We start from the raw sequence: 15994 nt of genomic DNA on the forward strand, positions 1-15994 counted from the left end.
GGGCATGCCCATTCCGGCGATAACTAATTAATTAACAAAGATTTTAGATGACCCATATCGAAAATACGTTTCGCGGAAAAAACGTCCTGATCACGGGAGGTCTGGGGTTCCTCGGCGGCAACCTTGCTATAAAGCTTGTCGGCCTCGGCGCGAACGTCACGGTGATGGACGCCATGCTGGAAGGGCACGGTGGCAACCTGTTCAACATCGAGCCGGTGAAAGACTCGGTGCGCGTCAATTTCTCCGATATCCGCGACGCGAACGTGACGCGATACCTTATCGAAGGGAAGGATTTCATATTCCACCTGGCCGGGCAGAACGACCATGTGAAAAGCCTCACAGACCCCTTCTCCGACATAGACATCAACATAAAGGGCGCCGCAGTGCTGCTGGAGGAGTGCCGCAGGTACAATCCCGCTGCCAGGCTTGTGTACACCGGCACAAGGGGTGAATACGGCCACGCCACGCGCCTGCCGGTGGACGAAAACGCCCCGATAAACCCCAAGGGCATCTACGAGCTGTCCAGCCTGACGGCCCAGATGCTTTTCAAGATTTACCATGAGAACCACGGGGTGAAATCAATCACGTTGCGGCTCACCAACATCTACGGCGAACGGGCGCAGATGCGCCATCACAGGTTCGGCGTGGCCAACTGGTTCATACGCCAGGCACTGGACGGGAAGACCATTAAAGTATTCGGGGACGGGCTTATCAAAAGGGATTTCCTGTACGCCCAGGACGCCGTGGAGGCTATGCTCATGTGCGCCGCCTGCGAAAAGGCGTATGGTGAGACGTTCAACCTCGGCGCCGACCATGTCAGTTGCTTTAAGGAGCTTGCGGAGACCATCGTGAAGGCCGCCGGTGGCGGCAAATGGGAGTTCGCCCCGTTTTCAAAGGAGCGGGAGAAGCTCGAGCCGGGCGATTTTTACAGCGACATAACGAAAATCAGGAAAGTCGCCGGATGGAGCCCGCGCACGACGCTTGCCGACGGCGTCGCGGCCACCATCGAATACTACCGCAAATACAGAAAGCATTACTGGTGAAAAACGAGCCTGTCCCCTTTTCCGGCCTTTCCCTGCAATATGCGGCCCTGCGCGGGGAGATGGACGCGGCGGTGTCCCGTGTCCTGCTCAAGGGGCACTACATCATGGGTGATGAATGCGCCGCGTTCGAGCGGGAGTTCGCGGAATATAACGGCGCGGCGCACGCCATAGGCGTCGGCTCGGGGACGGAGGCCCTGCATATCGCGTTGCTGTCCTGCGGGATAAAAGGGGGTGACGAAGTGGTCACCGCGCCGAACACGGCGGCCCCCACTGTCTGCGCCATAGCCGCCGCCGGGGCGGTCCCGCGCTTCGCGGACATAGACCCGGCCACCATGAACATGGATCCGGCCAGGCTTGAAGATGTCCTGAAAAAAAGCGGCGGCCGGGTGAAGGCTGTGGTCCCGGTGCACCTTTATGGCCGCCCGGCGAGGATGGACGCGATTCTTGACATGGCGGGAAAATACGGCGCCGTTGTTGTGGAGGACGTGGCGCAGGCCGCCGGAGCCTCCTTCAACGCAAAGAAGACCGGAAGCATGGGAGCCGCCGGATGCTTCTCGTTTTACCCGACCAAGAACATCGGCGCCGCTGGCGACGGCGGGATGCTGACCACAAACGACGGCGAAATCGCCCGGCGCGCCAGGATGATACGCAATTACGGCGAGGAGTCCAGGTTCAACAACGTCACTTTCGGCTTTAACAGCAGGCTGGACGAAATCCAGGCCGCCATTCTGCGCGTCAAACTGCCGCATCTGGACAGATGGAACGCACGCAGGCGGGAACTGGCGGCGATATACGCCAATGCGCTGGGCGGAAGCGGGCTTGTGGGAGTTCCCCTCGACACTCCCGGCGCCCCCTCCGTATATCACCTTTACGTCATCACATGCGACCGGCGGGATGAGCTTATGGACTGTCTCAAATCGCAAAACATCCAGACCATGGTCCATTATCCCAAACCCGCGCATCTGCAGAAAGCTTTCGAGTATGCAGGTTACAAGGCCGGCGACCTGCCTGTGAGCGAAGCTCTGGCCGGGAAGATACTCTCTTTGCCGATGTATCCAGAGCTTTCAGACAGGCAGGCGGAAAGCGTGGCCCGGGCCGTTTTGTCCTTTTGCGGCAAGGGTTGATCCGGATGCGGATACTTCTCATCAATCCCCCGGCGCAGAACACCGCCATCGAATATCCGGACGAAAAGGGTGATTCGTACCTGGAGACGGAGGATTTCGGAGTGTTCCCCCCGCTGGGCTTGCTGTATATCATCGCCTACCTTGAAAAACACTCCCCATCGCACGAGATAATCCTGAAGGACTGCGTCGCGGAGAAGATACCGCACACCCAACTGGGCAAAATAGTGGAAGAGGCCCGGCCGGATGTGGTGGGGATAACAAGTTTCACCATAAGCATGGCGGACGTGGTTATGGCGGCCAGGACTGTGCGAAAGCACGCTCCAAACGCCCATATCTGCCTTGGCGGGCATCATCCCATCGCGTTTCCATTCGAGGCGGCGCAACTGGCGGAATTCGACTCCATAGTCGTCGGCGAGGGGGAGACGGCCTTCACCGCGCTGGTGGACGCGCTGGAAAACAAGCGTGATATAACGGCCATCACCGGTGTCTATACCGGCGAATCAATAATCCGCCACCGCTCCTCGCCTTCGCGCGACAGCAGGTTTCTGACCAACGTGATGGTCCCCCCCGCGTACATAGAGGACATAGACAGCCTCCCCTTCCCCGCCAGGGCGCATGTGGCCCACATTGATTTCCACAGCATCGTGGGGGTGTCCGGCAGGCTGGCGACGATAATAAGCTCCCGCGGCTGCCCATACCGCTGCACATATTGCGACGTGCCGTACAAGCGCTACAGGAAACGCTCCATCGGGAACATCGTGGACGAAGTGGAGCAATGCGTGGCGCAAGGATACAAGGAGCTTCATTTTTACGACGACCTTTTCAACATAACCCCCGGCCGGGTGATGGAGTTCTGCGCGGAGGTGGAAAAGCGCTCGCTTAAATTCCACTGGGATTTCCGGGGGCGGGTGAACAGCGTCACATATGAATCGCTGGAGGCGGCCAAAAAAGCTGGGCTGCGGATGATATCGTTCGGGGTGGAGACAGGATCGGACGAGGGGCTTGCGGCGATCAAAAAAAAGACGACCACCGCCAAGGTGCGCGAAGTGTTCGGCTGGTGCAGGAAACTTGGCATATTGACCATAGCCGACTTCATGATCGGCTTCCCCTTCGAGAAAGACCGTGACGCCATCATGCGCAACGTCGATTTCCTGATAAGCCTGGACCCTGATTACGCCCAGTTCGCCGTGCTCACGCTGTACCCGAACACAGAGCTTTTCAACGACGCGGCCAGGCTCGGCCTTATCAATCCTTCGCGATGGAGCGCTTTTTCGCTCGATCCGCGCCCCGGCTTCATGGTGGACCACTGGGAAGAGCACATGGACATCCACGAGCTTGTAAGGACACAGAAAGAAGCGTACAGGAAATTCTATATGCGCCCCTCGTATATAATGAGAAGCGCCCTGCGGCTGACTTCGTGGTATGAAGCAAAGGCCAAGGCCCGGGGCTTTTTGAAGCTTTTGGGGGCAAACCCCGGGCGCGGACGCAAAGCCGCGGCCGTGGACTGAACTGATCTTTTATAAGGGCTGGAATCGGCGCATGTTGATAAGCATTGTTATCCCGGTGTACCGGAGCGAACTGTCCATCGGGCCGCTTGTGGACCGGCTGATGGAAGAGCCTTCCATCAAAAAGCAGATCGAGGTGGTCCTGGTAAACGACGGTTCGCCGGACGGCTCGGGGCGTGTGTGCAGGGAGATAACCGCCAAATATCCGGGCAGGACGAGGCTCATCGAGCTTTCCCGCAATTTCGGCGAGCACAACGCCGTCATGGCCGGGCTGCGCCACGCCAAAGGGGACGCGGCGGTGATAATGGACGACGATTTCCAGAACCCCCCTTCCGAGGTGTCGCTTTTGATCGAAGAGATGGAAAAAGGGGGGCACGACGTGGTCTATGGTATTTACGAGCGCAAACGCCACCACTGGTTACGCAACCTGGGCAGCAAGGTCAACGGCTTTATGGCCACATACCTTCTGGACAAGCCGGCCGGCCTTTACCTTAGCAGCTTCAAGTCGCTCAACCGTTTCACAATAGACCAGGTCATAAAGTACGACCTCCCCTACCCGTACCTGGACGGGCTTATCTTCCGTGTGACAAAAAAGGTGGGAAAAGTGATGGTCAGGCATGAGGACCGCCTTATGGGGGAGAGCAACTATTCGTTCCGCAAGCTTGTCCGGCTTTGGCTGAACATGTTCACGAACTTTTCAGTGCTGCCGCTGCGGGTGGCCACGCTGTCCGGCGGCCTTACAATCATATTCGGCATGGTGATGGCCTGCGTGGCTGTGTACTGGAAGTACACCGATCCGCTGGCGCCGGCCGGATGGGCCACCCTTGTGGTCCTCGCGGCATTTTTTTCCGGGGTGCAGCTCATTTCCCTTGGCGTGATGGGAGAATACATCGGCCGCATGTTCATAAGCCACAGCGGCGCGCCCCAGTCCATCGTGCGGGAAGTTGTCGAATCTGAAAAAAAGGAGCCTTGACGCGCCTGCTGGCGCGGCTTTGAACCAAGCTTATACAATGAAAGTGGTATTTTGCACGGCCCCGGTGAGCAAGGAAATGTGGGGCGGCCTGGCCGAGGCTGGAAGCCTGCTCCCCCCCCTGGGCCTTTGCTATCTGGCGGCGGTGACGCGCAACCTTGGGCATCAGGCGCACATCATAGATTCCTATGCCGAAAAGCTGGACGCAACGATGGCGGCGGACCGCGTCTGCGCCCTCGATCCGGACATCGTGGGCATTTCGTCCACCACACAGGAGATCGGCGAGGCGGCGCGGCTTGCGGCGGAACTTAAAATACGGCGCCCGGGCGCCGTTATACTGCTCGGGGGTGTCCACGTCACAAGCTCCCCGGTGGAGACCTTTGAGCGCTATGCTAATTTTGACGTCGGTTTTGCCGGCGAGGCCGAAGCGTCGCTCCCTGTTTTTCTCAAGGCTTACCAGGACGGCGGCCAGTTATGGAACGCAGGGGGGCTGATCCTGCGCCGCAACCACCCGTTGTCCGGCGGAAAAGGGGCCGTCCCCGCGCCGCCGCATCTTGGCGCCGGGGAAATCCTCATGACTCCCCGGATGAAGACGATTGACGATCTGGACGAGCTGCCGATCCCGGCCTTCGACCTGCTTCCGGAGCTTAAGGCCCACTACAGCCCGGCGATGACAAATTATAAAAGGTCGCCTGTGATGGGGCTGGTCTCTTCGCGCGGATGCCCCGGCCACTGCACGTTCTGCGACCAGTCGGTGTTCGGCAACCGTATCCGTATGCACTCGGCGGAGCGGATAATGGAGATCATCACCCTGCTGATGACCCGCCACGGCATACGGGAGATAAATTTTTACGACGACACATTTGTGGCGCACAAGGCCCGCGTGCGGGAGCTTTGCCAGATGTTCATAGACCGCAAGCTCGACCTTACATGGTCGTGCAACGCCAGGGTGAACCTTGTGAACGAAGAACTTCTGCGACTTATGGCGAGGGCTGGCTGCTGGCAGATATCCTATGGGATAGAGACAGGCGAACAGACGCTGCTGGACAGCCTGAAAAAGAAAATCACCCTCGAACAGGTGGACAAGGCGGTCAACTGGAGCAAGGAGGCCGGGATGATGGTGAAGGCCTATTACATGATCGGCCTGCCGGGGGAAACGCGCGAATCGCTGGTAAAGACCCGGCGCTCCGCCCTCGGCCTTCCGCTGGACGACATATGCCTGGAGTTTTTCACCCCGTTCCCCGGCACGGAGCTTTATGTCCAGCTCGCCGGGCAAGGCGTCCCCCTGCCCGATTGGGAGAACATGAACACGTTCAAGCTGGCCTATGTCCCACCCGGGCTGGACGAGGAGACGCTGCGAAGCGAGTTCAAGGGGATAATCAGGAAATTCTATCTGCGCCCCAGGATTATATGGGGTTACCTGAAGCGCTTTGCCAGCCCCCGTAAAATGCTGGCGCTGGCGCGGGCGTTCGTGGACTTTATCAGGACCGGCTGAAATGGAGCATTCTCTTTACGAACAGGTGTTCCGCCTGCAGCAGTCCCACTGGTGGTTCGCGGCGCGGCGCAACTCGCTGGACTCGCTATTGGGCGGTCAGTCCACCGGAGGAAACGTGCTCGACGCCGGATGCGGCCCCGGCTCCATGCTCGGCTATCTATCGAAGTACGGGCGGGTGACCGGGCTGGACCCCTACCCTCCGGCCCTTGAAATGGCGCGCAAGCGCTTTGCCGGCCCGCTTGTAATGGGGGAGATAGGCAGCCTCCCTTTCGCGGACGGCAGTTTCGACCTTGTGGGAACTTTTGAAGTGCTTTACCACAAGGGGATCGCCGACGTGGAGGACGCGGTGCGTGAATTGGCAAGGGTGCTGGCCCCCGGCGGGCGGCTTGTCGTGGTGGACTCGGCGTACCCCTCCCTTGCTTCGGCGCATGATCTGGCGGCCCACAGCGCCCGCAGGTTCACCATGGAGCAGATGCGGGAGATTTTTGAAAAAGCGGGGCTGAATGTGACACGCTCCACATACGCATACTGCGCGCTTTTGCCGGTGGTGTGGGTGGTCCGCAGGCTAAAGGGGCTGTTGGGACTGGACAGGCGGCCCGAGGCCGAGCTTTCACCGGCCCCGGAATGGCTCAACGCCGCCATGATAAGATGGTTCAGGCTGGAAACGGCCGTGGCAGGCGTGTTTGGCCTGCCGTTCGGGCTGTCGTTGCAGATTGCCGGTGAAAAACCTCGCGTAAACAAGAATTGAAGCGCCGCGGATGAGAATAGCCTTTTATAATCCCCCCGCCGCCACCCCGGTGATCCGGCGCTATATGTGCAGCTATAACGCGGGTGAAAACCTTTATCCGAACATAGAACTGCTGGGGCTGGCCGCGCACGCCGAATCGGAAGGGCATACGGCCGTTTACATTGACTGCATAGCGGAAGGTTTCGGCGGGTCAAGCGGGCTTGCGGCTTTGAAGACGTTCAGGCCCGACGTGGTGGTAAGCCTTCTGGGGCTGGAGTGCTTTGGCGCCGACATCGCCGAAATGCTGGCCGTGAAGGGGGAACTGCCGGAGGCGAAGGTGGGGATTATGGGCTATTACGCCACCATGTACCCGGAAAAATGCGTTGAGAAAGGGATGGACTTTGTGCTTCTTGGCGAAGGGGAACAAGGTCTGTCCGGCTATCTGAAAGGTGACCTTGCGGCGCCCGGGCTGGCCACGAAAGAAAGGGTGAACAGGGATGGCCGGCGGCTTTCGGAAGATGAATACAACCGCCTCCCCCACCCCGCCCATCATCTAATCAAACCGGGAGCGTATGGGGAGCTTGGCCTCGGCTCCCCGCTGACGGTGGCGCAGTTCACAAGGGGCTGCCCATACCCGTGCAGCTATTGCGTGCGAAGTTATGGACGCAAGACCGTGAATCGCAGCGTGGAGAACGTCCTAAAGGAGCTTGAGGACATCGCAAGGCTGGGGATCAGGTATGTCCGGTTCCTGGATGACACGTTCACCACGGACAAAAAATGGGCGGCGGCCATATGCGAAGGGATCGTCCAAAGGGGGATCAAGCTTGCATGGGGGGCCTTGAGCAGGGCCGACACGCTGGACGGTGAACTTTTAAAACTAATGAAACGGGCCGGCTGCCGCAGGATATTTATCGGGATAGAGTCAGGCTCCCAGAGGGTGCTCGACTATTACAAAAAGGGATACAAGGTGGAGCGCATCCCCTCCTCCGTCCGCCTGGCCAGAAAAGCGGGGCTGGAGACCGTCGGGTTTTTCCTGCTGGGCGCCCCCTTTGAGACCATCGAAGACGTCCAGCAGAGCATGGACATGGCCAGAAAGTGCGACCTGGACTATGTGATAGTGACCAAGCTTGTGATATACCCGGGCACGGAGTTGGAGAATGAATTGCGCGATATGGCGGCGGTGGACCCGTGGGAAGGGGTCCACAGGTTCGCCGATGAAAAGCGCGAGATGGAAATTCTCGAATGGGAACGTCTGTTCTACAGGTCGTTTTACACAAGCTACAGCGGGATCAGGACCGGCGTGCGCACCCTTTTCAGGCAGCCGGTGCGGACATTGCGGGCGGCCGCCTCCATCATGCGGTTCGCCCTTTCCAGCGGCCAGGACAAAAGCCATCCTGATTATCTTTAGAAGGCAAGTTCATGCCATGAAACACCCATTGGGCGCGCGCTTATGAACAGATCACCGGAAAAGCCGGATGCGCTGGAACGGCTGGCCGGACGCATCGTGTTCGGCACAGGGGCGTTCCTGTTTTTCGCCTTGCAACTTGCCTTGTCCCTCACCCCCATCGCGCTTAGGACATCCCCACTGGAGACCGACGACGCATACGTCTATATTTTCAAGGCCGCGCAGCTGGAATCATGCTTTTTTCAGGGCTGCCCCGCCATGGATGACCTGCGGCGTCAATTGACCGCCCCGGCGGACGGGCCGAAAATGGCCGCAAAAAGGGCCGAATATTACGGCCAGGCGTTCATCGTGCACAATCTGCTTCACTCGGCCATCCTCTCCGCCATCCACAAGCTCGGGGCCGGATGGGACACGGCATATAACATAACGTCGTCCGTGGGAGCCGCGCTTTCGTACCTGTCCATCGCGTGGCTTTTCCTGGAATATCTTGGCGCCGGCGCGGCCGGGATGGCGCTGCTTGCGCTGGCGCCAATGGTCTTTGCGGGGCACGGAATCCAGTACATGGCGCCTGGCAGCCTGACCACCGGAATGGCGATTCTCACCTTCGCGCTCATGCGAAGGTGGCGGGATTGGGCCGGACCGATCCTTGTCACGGCCTGCGCGGCGATGGTGATGAATCATTCAGCGGGCCGGATATACGCCCTTATGGCGATTGTTTATTACCTGTTGACCGCCAGCCGCCCCATGCGGCAAAGGTTTTTGGCCGCCGGGGTGTCCATGGCGATTGTGATTATATATTCCCTCGCCCCGCTTTTCGTAATCAGGCCGGAGCTTGGCAGCCTTTCGGTGGGAGCCCAGCCGGGGCTTTTGGATGTGTCCTCCCGGCTTTCACTTATCGGGCCCAATATTGAAAAGGCGGGTGAAATTATCGGCCAATGGGCCGGGTTTTATTTCGGGGTTCCGCTCACCGCCGTTTTGCTCATTGCCGGCGCCGCGCTGATTCCCCGGCGGAGGCGCACCGCATACCTTGCCCTGCTCATCGTCTGCCTGCTTACTCTTGCCGCCACCCTTTTGCATATTTATCCGGGAATGCCGGCCACGCTGTTTGAAAGGATATGGACATTCGCCGCCATACTCCTCTCCGGGCTTATCGGGCAGGCGCTCTGGAAATTTATAGAACTGCCGTTGAGGCTGCGCCAGAACAGGCCCGCCGCCGCATTGATACTGGCCGCTGCGCTGCTCGGTTCCGCCGCAATGTCCGCCGGGCGGTTCAAGGTGTGGGCGCTGGACAAGGGATTTAAGATGCGGGAAGCGGCGGAGACCGCCATCGTAAGGTATAACACCCTGTTGGATGAATCGCAGCCGGCAAAACTTCTGGCGCGGGCCGTCCCAGGCGAACAGGTCCTGTACGGCGACATGATTTCCATGCTGTTCTACCTTTCAAACGGGGCGCACAGCCTTGGCGCGGTGTTCCTCCCCGGCGTTAAAGGAGAGCCGGAGGAAAAACGCCTGACAGGTGACAATGCGCGGATACGGCATATTGTGGCAAGAAATCCCGTCACGCTGTTGCCCATCGCCAGCCAGGGAGCTTTACGGATAACCTCTTTTGACAAGCTGGAAATCCGGTTTGAAGGGAAAAATACGCCGGATTACGCCATGCTGGACGTTACGAACCGATCGGCGGAAACTGTCAACCTCGCCCTGGAGCCTGTGGACGGCAAGGAGGCGCAAACATTTACGTTAAAGCCCGGCTTTGCCGGAAAGATAAAGCTTGAGCTGAAAAAGGCAAGCCCACCGGCCGGCCACATTTTCCGGATAAAGGAAATGGACGGCGAGGTGATATTGCGCGCTATCAACCTGCCAGGAAGCGGCGCATATATCTGGCCCTGGGATCAGGGAGTATCGCTCACATACTGGAAAACCCGGCAAAGGCCGATAGTCAAGCTGTGGGAAAAAGGATTGTTCGTCACGCCGCAAAACGCGCTCAAGCCGGACGAGGAATACCGGACGGCGCGTTTTGATTCATCCGCGCTATTTCCATCCTTTGGCCGCCCGGTGACCGTGATAGACGACAATGGCTATACAGTACTGGCGCAATTGTAACGCTGTCGGCCAGTTTTTTTGAATTGATCGGCCTTGTATTTTCAGACAGACCCAGAATCAGGCTCTCGAACCGTTTTAAGCTGCGCGCCCCGGAACCGGTCCAGGTCCTTTTGCGCCGCCGGTGTTAAAAGGACTTGATAGCTCAAGCCACCCGCTTGCCTTTGCGTTGTTGAAAGTAATCAGCCGCCGCGACAGGTTTGCCTTTGACCTTTTTCGCCTTTTCGATGAGGGCCAGATCCATCAGGTCTTCCCTTATAGCCGGATCGCTTATCATTTTTTCGATGAACGCTTCCCGCTCAGACGCGCCAAGCGCCTTGAACGCTGTGAAGAACACTTCCGCCGTGGCCACGCTGGATTTCATAAATTCTCTAAACTGAATTTTTGTTTTCTAAAGTTATAACATTTCCGCGGCATAATGCCACCTCCTACAGCCTCACCCTGCCCCCCAGCGATTTGCTCAGGGTCATCTCGTCGGCGTACTCCAGATCTCCCCCCATCGGCAGGCCGCGGGCTATGCGGGTTATCATCACTCCGCTCGGCTTTAGCAGCTTGGCGATGTACATTGCCGTGGCCTCTCCTTCGGCGGTGGGGTTTGTGGCCACGATGATCTCTTTTATCCCCCCACGCTCCACACGGGCCAGCAACTCTTTTATCTTCAGCTCCTCCGGCCCAACTCCGTCCAATGGGGAGAGCACCCCCATCAAAACGTGGTACACCCCGCGGTATTCGCCGATCCGCTCGATGGCGAAAACGTCGTGCGGCTCCTCCACAAGGCATACCAGCGACTGGTCACGGGCGTTGTCCGAACAGATATAGCAAGGGTCCACCTCCGTGATCGAGCAGCACACGGAACATATCCGCGCCTTCTCCTTCACGTCCAGAAGCGCCTGGGACAGCTTTTTCACCTCGTCCGGGGTGGACTTTAGAATGTGAAAGGCCAGCCGTTCGGCTGTCTTGCGCCCGACGCCGGGGAGGGTCTGGAACCGCTCCACGAGCTTTACCAGGGAATCCGGCCCTGTCATCGCAGGCTACAACATCCCCGGCAGGTTCACCGGCAGCCCGGCGGTAATCTTGCCCAGTTCCTCATCCTTCATCTTGCGCGCACGGGTCAGCGCGTCGTTCACCGCCACGGCGATAAGGTCTTCAAGCATCCCGGTGTCGTTCGGGTCCACCAAGGCTTTGTCCGTTATGGTCACCGACTTCACAACGTTCCCCCCGGTGGCCACCACTTTCACCTTTCCCTGCCCCGCCTCGCCTTCCACGGTCTTTTCGTTAAGCTCCGCCTGGACGGCCGTGATCTTCTTCTGCATGCTGTTCACCTGACGCATCAGGTTCCCGAATCCCTTTGACATATTACTTTAACGACTCCTTGTAAATATTTGATTATGCGTCCACTGGCGGATTAATCCGCGTGTCCTTGTTCACCTTCACCTCCACCACGTCGCCATTGAATATTTCAAGCGCGCTCTGAACTATCGGCAGTTCTGTGAGACTTTTCTTTAACACAGCGTCCCGCTCCCTGTGGCGGTTCACGGTGTCAACGTCCTTTTTTTTTTCAGCCTCCAGCACCACCACCTGCTGCATCTGCCTGCCGGTGATGCGAAGCGCGATATCCTCCAGCGATTTGCGGGTGGAGGGGTCCTCCAGCTTCTCCCGGGCGAAAAGGTCGGGCACAGTGATTATGAACTTCCCCGCCGTCACCGACACCGTGGAATGCTCCAATATCCCGATCAGCACCGGCCTGGCGCTTTTGAACGCCTCTAAAAGGTCGCCATTGCCCATACTGTCGGGCGATATGGCCCTTTCTATTTCCGCCGGGGCCGGCTCCAGATTCGAGTCCACCACTGGCGCCGACGGCCTTGGCGGCGCGGGCGGCGCCTTGCGGACAGGGGCGGCTGGTTGCGAACCCTCCACCATCACCTGCGCCCGTTCCACAGTGTCTATGATGTCCGAAAGTTTGGACAGGCCGCGCTTTTCAGTCAGTTTTAAAAGCCCCATGGTGAGGTTTAGCGACGGCATGTGGGAGCGTTTCATCTGTTCAAGCGTTTCCACCAGCACGGCGAAGAAGCGCTGTATCTCGTCAAAATCAAGTTCCGCGGCCCACTTTGCGATTTTTTCAGCCTCCCCCGCATCCCCCTGCGCCGGGGCGTTCCTGATCTTCGCCGCCATCACGCCGCGCAATAGCTCCGAAAGCTCCTCGACGAAAAGCGCCGGGTCGGCCCCGGAATATACCACCGAGTCCACCATCTCCAATAGCGCCCCTTTGTCCTTGTTCACCGCCGCGTCCATTATCCCGCCAAGGGTGGACTTGTCCACCAGTCCGAGAATCAGTTTCACGTCGTCTTCGGACACCGATCCGCCGCCATAGGCCGCCGCCTGGTCGAAAAGCGACTGCGCGTCCCGCATGGATCCGCGCGCCCGCCGCGCCAGAAGCTCGATTGCCCCCGGCGTGGCCGACACTTCCTCCGCCCCTGCGATCATCTCCAACTGCTTTACGATGTCCGCCAGCGAGATGCTTTTATATTCGAAACACTGGCAGCGGGACAATATGGTGTCCGGCACCTTGTTAAGCTCTGTGGTGGCGAAGATGAATATGACGTGCGGGGGCGGCTCCTCCAGCGTTTTTAGCAGCGCGTTGAAGGCCGCCTTGCTGATCTGGTGCACCTCGTCAATGATGTAAATCTTGTATTTTGAGCGTATTGGGGAGAATTTTACGTTTTCACGCAGGTCGCGGATGTTGTCCACCCCGGTGTTGGAGGCGCCGTCTATCTCCATCACGTCCAGCGATGTCCCGGCGGCGATCTCCTTGCAGTTTACACACTCCAGGCATGGGTTTGAAGTGGGCCCTTTTTCACAGTTGAGCGATTTTGCCAGGATGCGCGCGGTGGTGGTCTTCCCCACCCCCCTGGTGCCGGAGAAAAGGTAGCCGTGGGCGATCCTGCCGCTGTCCAGCGCGTACACCAGGGTGCGCACGATATGCTGCTGGCCGACGATCTGGTGAAATGACTGCGGCCGGAACTTTCTGGCCGATACCGTGTATTTTTCTTCCATCCCGCTTTGGTTTGCCGTTGCCGTTTCAAACGAAGCGGTATTGTACCATCACAGGGTCTGGGGCGCGATATTTAGAAAAAACGGCGGAAGACAAAAACCACAGAGACACAAAAGCGCGCAGAAAGCTTCCCCGTGGCCGCCGCGGGCTGTTGCCCAAAAGGTAAAACACACGAAACGAACGCTGTCCGGGGTGTTCTTCACCCCGGACTCTTTGTTTATACAAGCATTACTCACTCGACTTTGGGACATCGGGGTGAAGAACATCCCGATGAGCATTTGGGCAACAGCCCGGCCGGACCACGGATTCATATCTCGAGCCGCTTTAAGAAAAACGGTCTATATCAGTCCGCGCCAAAGGCTTTGTCCAGCTTTTCGAGCATCCTCAATCCCTCTTTCACCTTTCCCTTGGCCGCCCTTGCGCGAAACCTCGTCTCGACGTCAAATTCCGTGAGCGCCACCGTGGCCAGTTCGTCCACAAGTTTGTTTACGCTTATCCGCCGGGCCTTGGCCAGCTTTTGCAGCCGTTCGCGTTTTTCATCGTTCATCCGTATCGTCAGCGTTGCCATCACATATGCTCCTTTAACATTTTTCCCGGAGTCAGCGCCCTGATTCCGGGAAAGCTTAATTGCGCGTTCGAAAAGTCCCTGACATTGTTGGTCACAATCACACCGGCGCCACCGGCCACCGCAAGCTCCATTATGTGGTTGTCGCTTTCATCCGGCAGGTTGGGACGCCATGTATAGTAAATCCGGGTCCATGCGCAAACACTATAGAAAGCGTTCATAAGTATTTCACGCTCTTTGGGAGCCAATGGACTGTGCGCGAACAACTCCTTCCTTCCCAGGACTGCTTCATATTCGCAAAACAGCGCCGCGCCTATCAAAGGCTTGTAAACACCTTGAAGACATCGCTTGATGACTTTCCTGCTGGCCCCAGCGCCTCCGCCAATCATCGCCGCTATGACCACGTTGGTGTCCACCACGATTCTTATCATGTGAATAATGATAGCATATGTGCTGTCACACATCCATCCAAACGGCGGTTTTCCGCTGTCCGTCGATGGTGATAAAGGCAAGTTCCTTGAGCGCTCACCGGGGTGTTGCGGCCCGAAGAGCGATTAAAATGAGGGCGAACACGCAGGTTCGCCCCTGCCCTCTGTGTCTGCGCGCCTATGTGGTGAATATTCCTTATTTCGCGGCTCCCGCCAGTCCCGCCAGCGCTTCGGCCACCCGGTCCGATCCGCGCCCGTCCACGACGCTTTGCCCGGTTCGTCCCATGCTCGCAAGTTTTACAGGATCGCCGATTAGTTCGTCCACAAGCCCCGCCAGCGCCGCCATGTTAAATTCCGGGGTGGACGAAAAATGGATCCCCGCCCCCCTTATCGCGATTTGGGCCGCGTTTTTCGACTGGCCGTCGTTGAATGTAATCATCACCGGCGCCGCGCCAAGGCTCATAAGCTCCCATGTGGTGTTGCCTAGCGTGCATATCCCAAGGCTTGCGCCGCGCATCAGCTCCCACGGCTCCTTCGCGCCGCGATGAAGTTCTATTTTGAAAGGGGCGCGCCGGGCAACGCTCTCTATCATGGCGTAGTCCAGGCACCCGTCCCCCACCATAACGGTCACTTCCACTTCACTTTTGAGCGGTTCAAGCGCCATAAGTGTCTTCACCGTCAACCTTTCCGGGTCCGACCCGCCGAATGAAACGAATATTTTCCGCCACTCCCGTGGCGCGTCCCTGTACGCCCCGTCCGAATACTGGCCGCGTAACATAAGGTGTTCCGGCCCCAGCATAAGTTTTGCGGCCGATCCCGCGTAATCTTCCTTTCGGGCGAACATGCCGGCGTTGACTATCACGCTGGCGCGATGGTTGTTCCCGAACTCGTCGTCCACGGCAAGGATTTTCACCCCGTTGTCCGCCAGCGTGTCCATGAGCTTTTTGGACGAATGGATCATGTCCACCACCGCCGCCTTGATGTTTTTCGACTTTATGAACTCCATGGCGGTCCGCGCCTCGTCCTCCGGGGTATAGTCTGGGTTGAGCTGGTCGAATTTTACCCCGGCGATAGTGAGAGTCCGCGCGGCGGCTCCGGATGCGTCCGGCCCGGCCAGGAAAAACGGTTGAAGGCCCCGTTCTTTCGCTTTCGCGGCCAGCGCCATGCTCCGGAACAGGTGCCCGTATCCGGTCCTGTAATCGGCGTTGAGCCTGAAAAGGACCGCTTGGTCTTCAGCCAATTTATTTCCCCGTGTAGTCTGGGCCACCCGGCTGGCTTTTGCATTCCAGGAAAACGCGCGCTTCGCACACCTTGCAGCGCTCCGGGTCCAGCTGTTTCACTATATTCCTTATGGCCTCTTCCTTTGCGGCAAAGATGTTCTCCTCCCCTATCAGAAGGTTGTATCCCCCGCCCCTTATTATGTTGCAGACGCCTTCCTTCAGAGTCAATCCCTTTTTTAGTTGAAACTCCCGGCATGACCGTCACGCCGCTTTCACCATTATCTTCCCCGCCAGAGCCCGTTTCATGATCTCACGCAGTTCCGGCAGGTGTTTATAACCGCTCACTTTCCTCAACCTGGG

The 15994-nt window shown here is 58.3% G+C and carries 16 protein-coding genes; 8 read left to right on the forward strand and 8 right to left on the reverse strand.

What is annotated here, in order from left to right:
• The first annotated feature begins 47 nt into the window (after positions 1 to 47).
• From HZB29_02085 to HZB29_02120, 8 genes are read left to right on the forward strand one after another with little or no spacing between them, the layout of a single operon-like run.
• The gene (locus HZB29_02085; GenBank protein MBI5814382.1) at positions 48 to 1043 is read left to right on the forward strand and encodes an NAD-dependent epimerase/dehydratase family protein; all 996 of its coding nucleotides are present in this window, start codon (positions 48 to 50) and stop codon (positions 1041 to 1043) included.
• A complete protein-coding gene (locus HZB29_02090) occupies positions 962 to 2167 on the forward strand; it encodes a DegT/DnrJ/EryC1/StrS family aminotransferase (protein ID MBI5814383.1) in 1206 nt (401 codons plus the stop codon). Before HZB29_02085 ends, HZB29_02090 begins: the two co-directional genes overlap by 82 nt.
• 5 nt (positions 2168 to 2172) lie before the next feature.
• Positions 2173 to 3675, forward strand: coding sequence for a B12-binding domain-containing radical SAM protein (locus tag HZB29_02095; protein ID MBI5814384.1), 1503 nt, complete (start codon positions 2173 to 2175; stop codon positions 3673 to 3675).
• Positions 3676 to 3706: 31 nt separating this feature from the next.
• A complete protein-coding gene (locus HZB29_02100) occupies positions 3707 to 4645 on the forward strand; it encodes a glycosyltransferase family 2 protein (GenBank protein MBI5814385.1) in 939 nt (312 codons plus the stop codon).
• A gap of 37 nt (positions 4646 to 4682) precedes the next feature.
• Positions 4683 to 6137 carry a radical SAM protein gene (locus HZB29_02105; protein MBI5814386.1) on the forward strand — a complete coding sequence of 485 codons (1455 nt, stop codon included), beginning with the start codon at positions 4683 to 4685 and terminating at the stop codon, positions 6135 to 6137.
• 1 nt (position 6138) lies between these two features.
• Positions 6139 to 6885 (forward strand): class I SAM-dependent methyltransferase, encoded by a 747-nt coding sequence (locus tag HZB29_02110; GenBank protein ID MBI5814387.1) that lies wholly within the window; start codon positions 6139 to 6141, stop codon positions 6883 to 6885.
• Positions 6886 to 6895: 10 nt separating this feature from the next.
• Positions 6896 to 8272 carry a B12-binding domain-containing radical SAM protein gene (locus tag HZB29_02115; GenBank protein ID MBI5814388.1) on the forward strand — a complete coding sequence of 459 codons (1377 nt, stop codon included), beginning with the start codon at positions 6896 to 6898 and terminating at the stop codon, positions 8270 to 8272.
• Between the two features lie 42 nt (positions 8273 to 8314).
• Positions 8315 to 10372, forward strand: coding sequence for a hypothetical protein (locus tag HZB29_02120; GenBank protein ID MBI5814389.1), 2058 nt, complete (start codon positions 8315 to 8317; stop codon positions 10370 to 10372).
• A gap of 142 nt (positions 10373 to 10514) precedes the next feature.
• Here the strand turns inward: HZB29_02120 and HZB29_02125 are convergent, their stop codons facing one another.
• The 8 genes from HZB29_02125 to HZB29_02160 form a co-directional block, all read right to left on the reverse strand.
• Positions 10515 to 10733: a hypothetical protein gene (locus tag HZB29_02125; GenBank protein MBI5814390.1), complete on the reverse strand. Its 219-nt coding sequence runs from the start codon at positions 10731 to 10733 to the stop codon at positions 10515 to 10517.
• A gap of 64 nt (positions 10734 to 10797) precedes the next feature.
• Positions 10798 to 11394 carry a recombination protein RecR gene (recR, locus tag HZB29_02130; GenBank protein ID MBI5814391.1) on the reverse strand — a complete coding sequence of 199 codons (597 nt, stop codon included), beginning with the start codon at positions 11392 to 11394 and terminating at the stop codon, positions 10798 to 10800.
• Between the two features lie 6 nt (positions 11395 to 11400).
• Entirely contained in the window at positions 11401 to 11724 is a 324-nt protein-coding gene (locus tag HZB29_02135; GenBank protein ID MBI5814392.1) for a YbaB/EbfC family nucleoid-associated protein, read from the reverse strand.
• A 31-nt stretch (positions 11725 to 11755) separates the two neighbouring features.
• Positions 11756 to 13423, reverse strand: coding sequence for a DNA polymerase III subunit gamma/tau (gene dnaX / locus HZB29_02140; GenBank protein ID MBI5814393.1), 1668 nt, complete (start codon positions 13421 to 13423; stop codon positions 11756 to 11758).
• A 341-nt stretch (positions 13424 to 13764) separates the two neighbouring features.
• Positions 13765 to 13989, reverse strand: a complete 225-nt coding sequence (locus HZB29_02145; GenBank protein MBI5814394.1) for a toxin-antitoxin system HicB family antitoxin — start codon at positions 13987 to 13989, stop codon at positions 13765 to 13767.
• The gene (locus HZB29_02150) at positions 13989 to 14417 is read right to left on the reverse strand and encodes a putative toxin-antitoxin system toxin component, PIN family (protein MBI5814395.1); all 429 of its coding nucleotides are present in this window, start codon (positions 14415 to 14417) and stop codon (positions 13989 to 13991) included. Before HZB29_02150 ends, HZB29_02145 begins: the two co-directional genes overlap by 1 nt.
• A 193-nt stretch (positions 14418 to 14610) precedes the next feature.
• Positions 14611 to 15654 (reverse strand): hypothetical protein, encoded by a 1044-nt coding sequence (locus HZB29_02155; GenBank protein ID MBI5814396.1) that lies wholly within the window; start codon positions 15652 to 15654, stop codon positions 14611 to 14613.
• A gap of 1 nt (position 15655) precedes the next feature.
• Positions 15656 to 15862 carry a hypothetical protein gene (locus HZB29_02160; GenBank protein MBI5814397.1) on the reverse strand — a complete coding sequence of 69 codons (207 nt, stop codon included), beginning with the start codon at positions 15860 to 15862 and terminating at the stop codon, positions 15656 to 15658.
• Between the last annotated feature and the right edge of the window lie 132 nt (positions 15863 to 15994).

The organism is Nitrospinota bacterium (genome assembly GCA_016235255.1).
Taxonomy (GTDB): domain Bacteria; phylum Nitrospinota_A; class UBA7883; order UBA7883; family JACRLM01; genus JACRLM01.

Bases quoted from the DNA above. Each gene is read 5' to 3' on its own strand.
- HZB29_02085 (MBI5814382.1), top strand. From the start codon at position 48: ATGACCCATATCGAAAATACGTTTCGCGGAAAAAACGTCCTGATCACG.
- HZB29_02090 (MBI5814383.1), top strand. From the start codon at position 962: ATGGAGCCCGCGCACGACGCTTGCCGACGGCGTCGCGGCCACCATCGA.
- HZB29_02095 (MBI5814384.1), top strand. From the start codon at position 2,173: ATGCGGATACTTCTCATCAATCCCCCGGCGCAGAACACCGCCATCGAA.
- HZB29_02100 (MBI5814385.1), top strand. From the start codon at position 3,707: ATGTTGATAAGCATTGTTATCCCGGTGTACCGGAGCGAACTGTCCATC.
- HZB29_02105 (MBI5814386.1), top strand. From the start codon at position 4,683: ATGAAAGTGGTATTTTGCACGGCCCCGGTGAGCAAGGAAATGTGGGGC.
- HZB29_02110 (MBI5814387.1), top strand. From the start codon at position 6,139: ATGGAGCATTCTCTTTACGAACAGGTGTTCCGCCTGCAGCAGTCCCAC.
- HZB29_02115 (MBI5814388.1), top strand. From the start codon at position 6,896: ATGAGAATAGCCTTTTATAATCCCCCCGCCGCCACCCCGGTGATCCGG.
- HZB29_02120 (MBI5814389.1), top strand. From the start codon at position 8,315: ATGAACAGATCACCGGAAAAGCCGGATGCGCTGGAACGGCTGGCCGGA.
- HZB29_02125 (MBI5814390.1), bottom strand. From the start codon at position 10,733: ATGAAATCCAGCGTGGCCACGGCGGAAGTGTTCTTCACAGCGTTCAAG.
- recR (MBI5814391.1), bottom strand. From the start codon at position 11,394: ATGACAGGGCCGGATTCCCTGGTAAAGCTCGTGGAGCGGTTCCAGACC.
- HZB29_02135 (MBI5814392.1), bottom strand. From the start codon at position 11,724: ATGTCAAAGGGATTCGGGAACCTGATGCGTCAGGTGAACAGCATGCAG.
- dnaX (MBI5814393.1), bottom strand. From the start codon at position 13,423: ATGGAAGAAAAATACACGGTATCGGCCAGAAAGTTCCGGCCGCAGTCA.
- HZB29_02145 (MBI5814394.1), bottom strand. From the start codon at position 13,989: ATGGCAACGCTGACGATACGGATGAACGATGAAAAACGCGAACGGCTG.
- HZB29_02150 (MBI5814395.1), bottom strand. From the start codon at position 14,417: ATGATAAGAATCGTGGTGGACACCAACGTGGTCATAGCGGCGATGATT.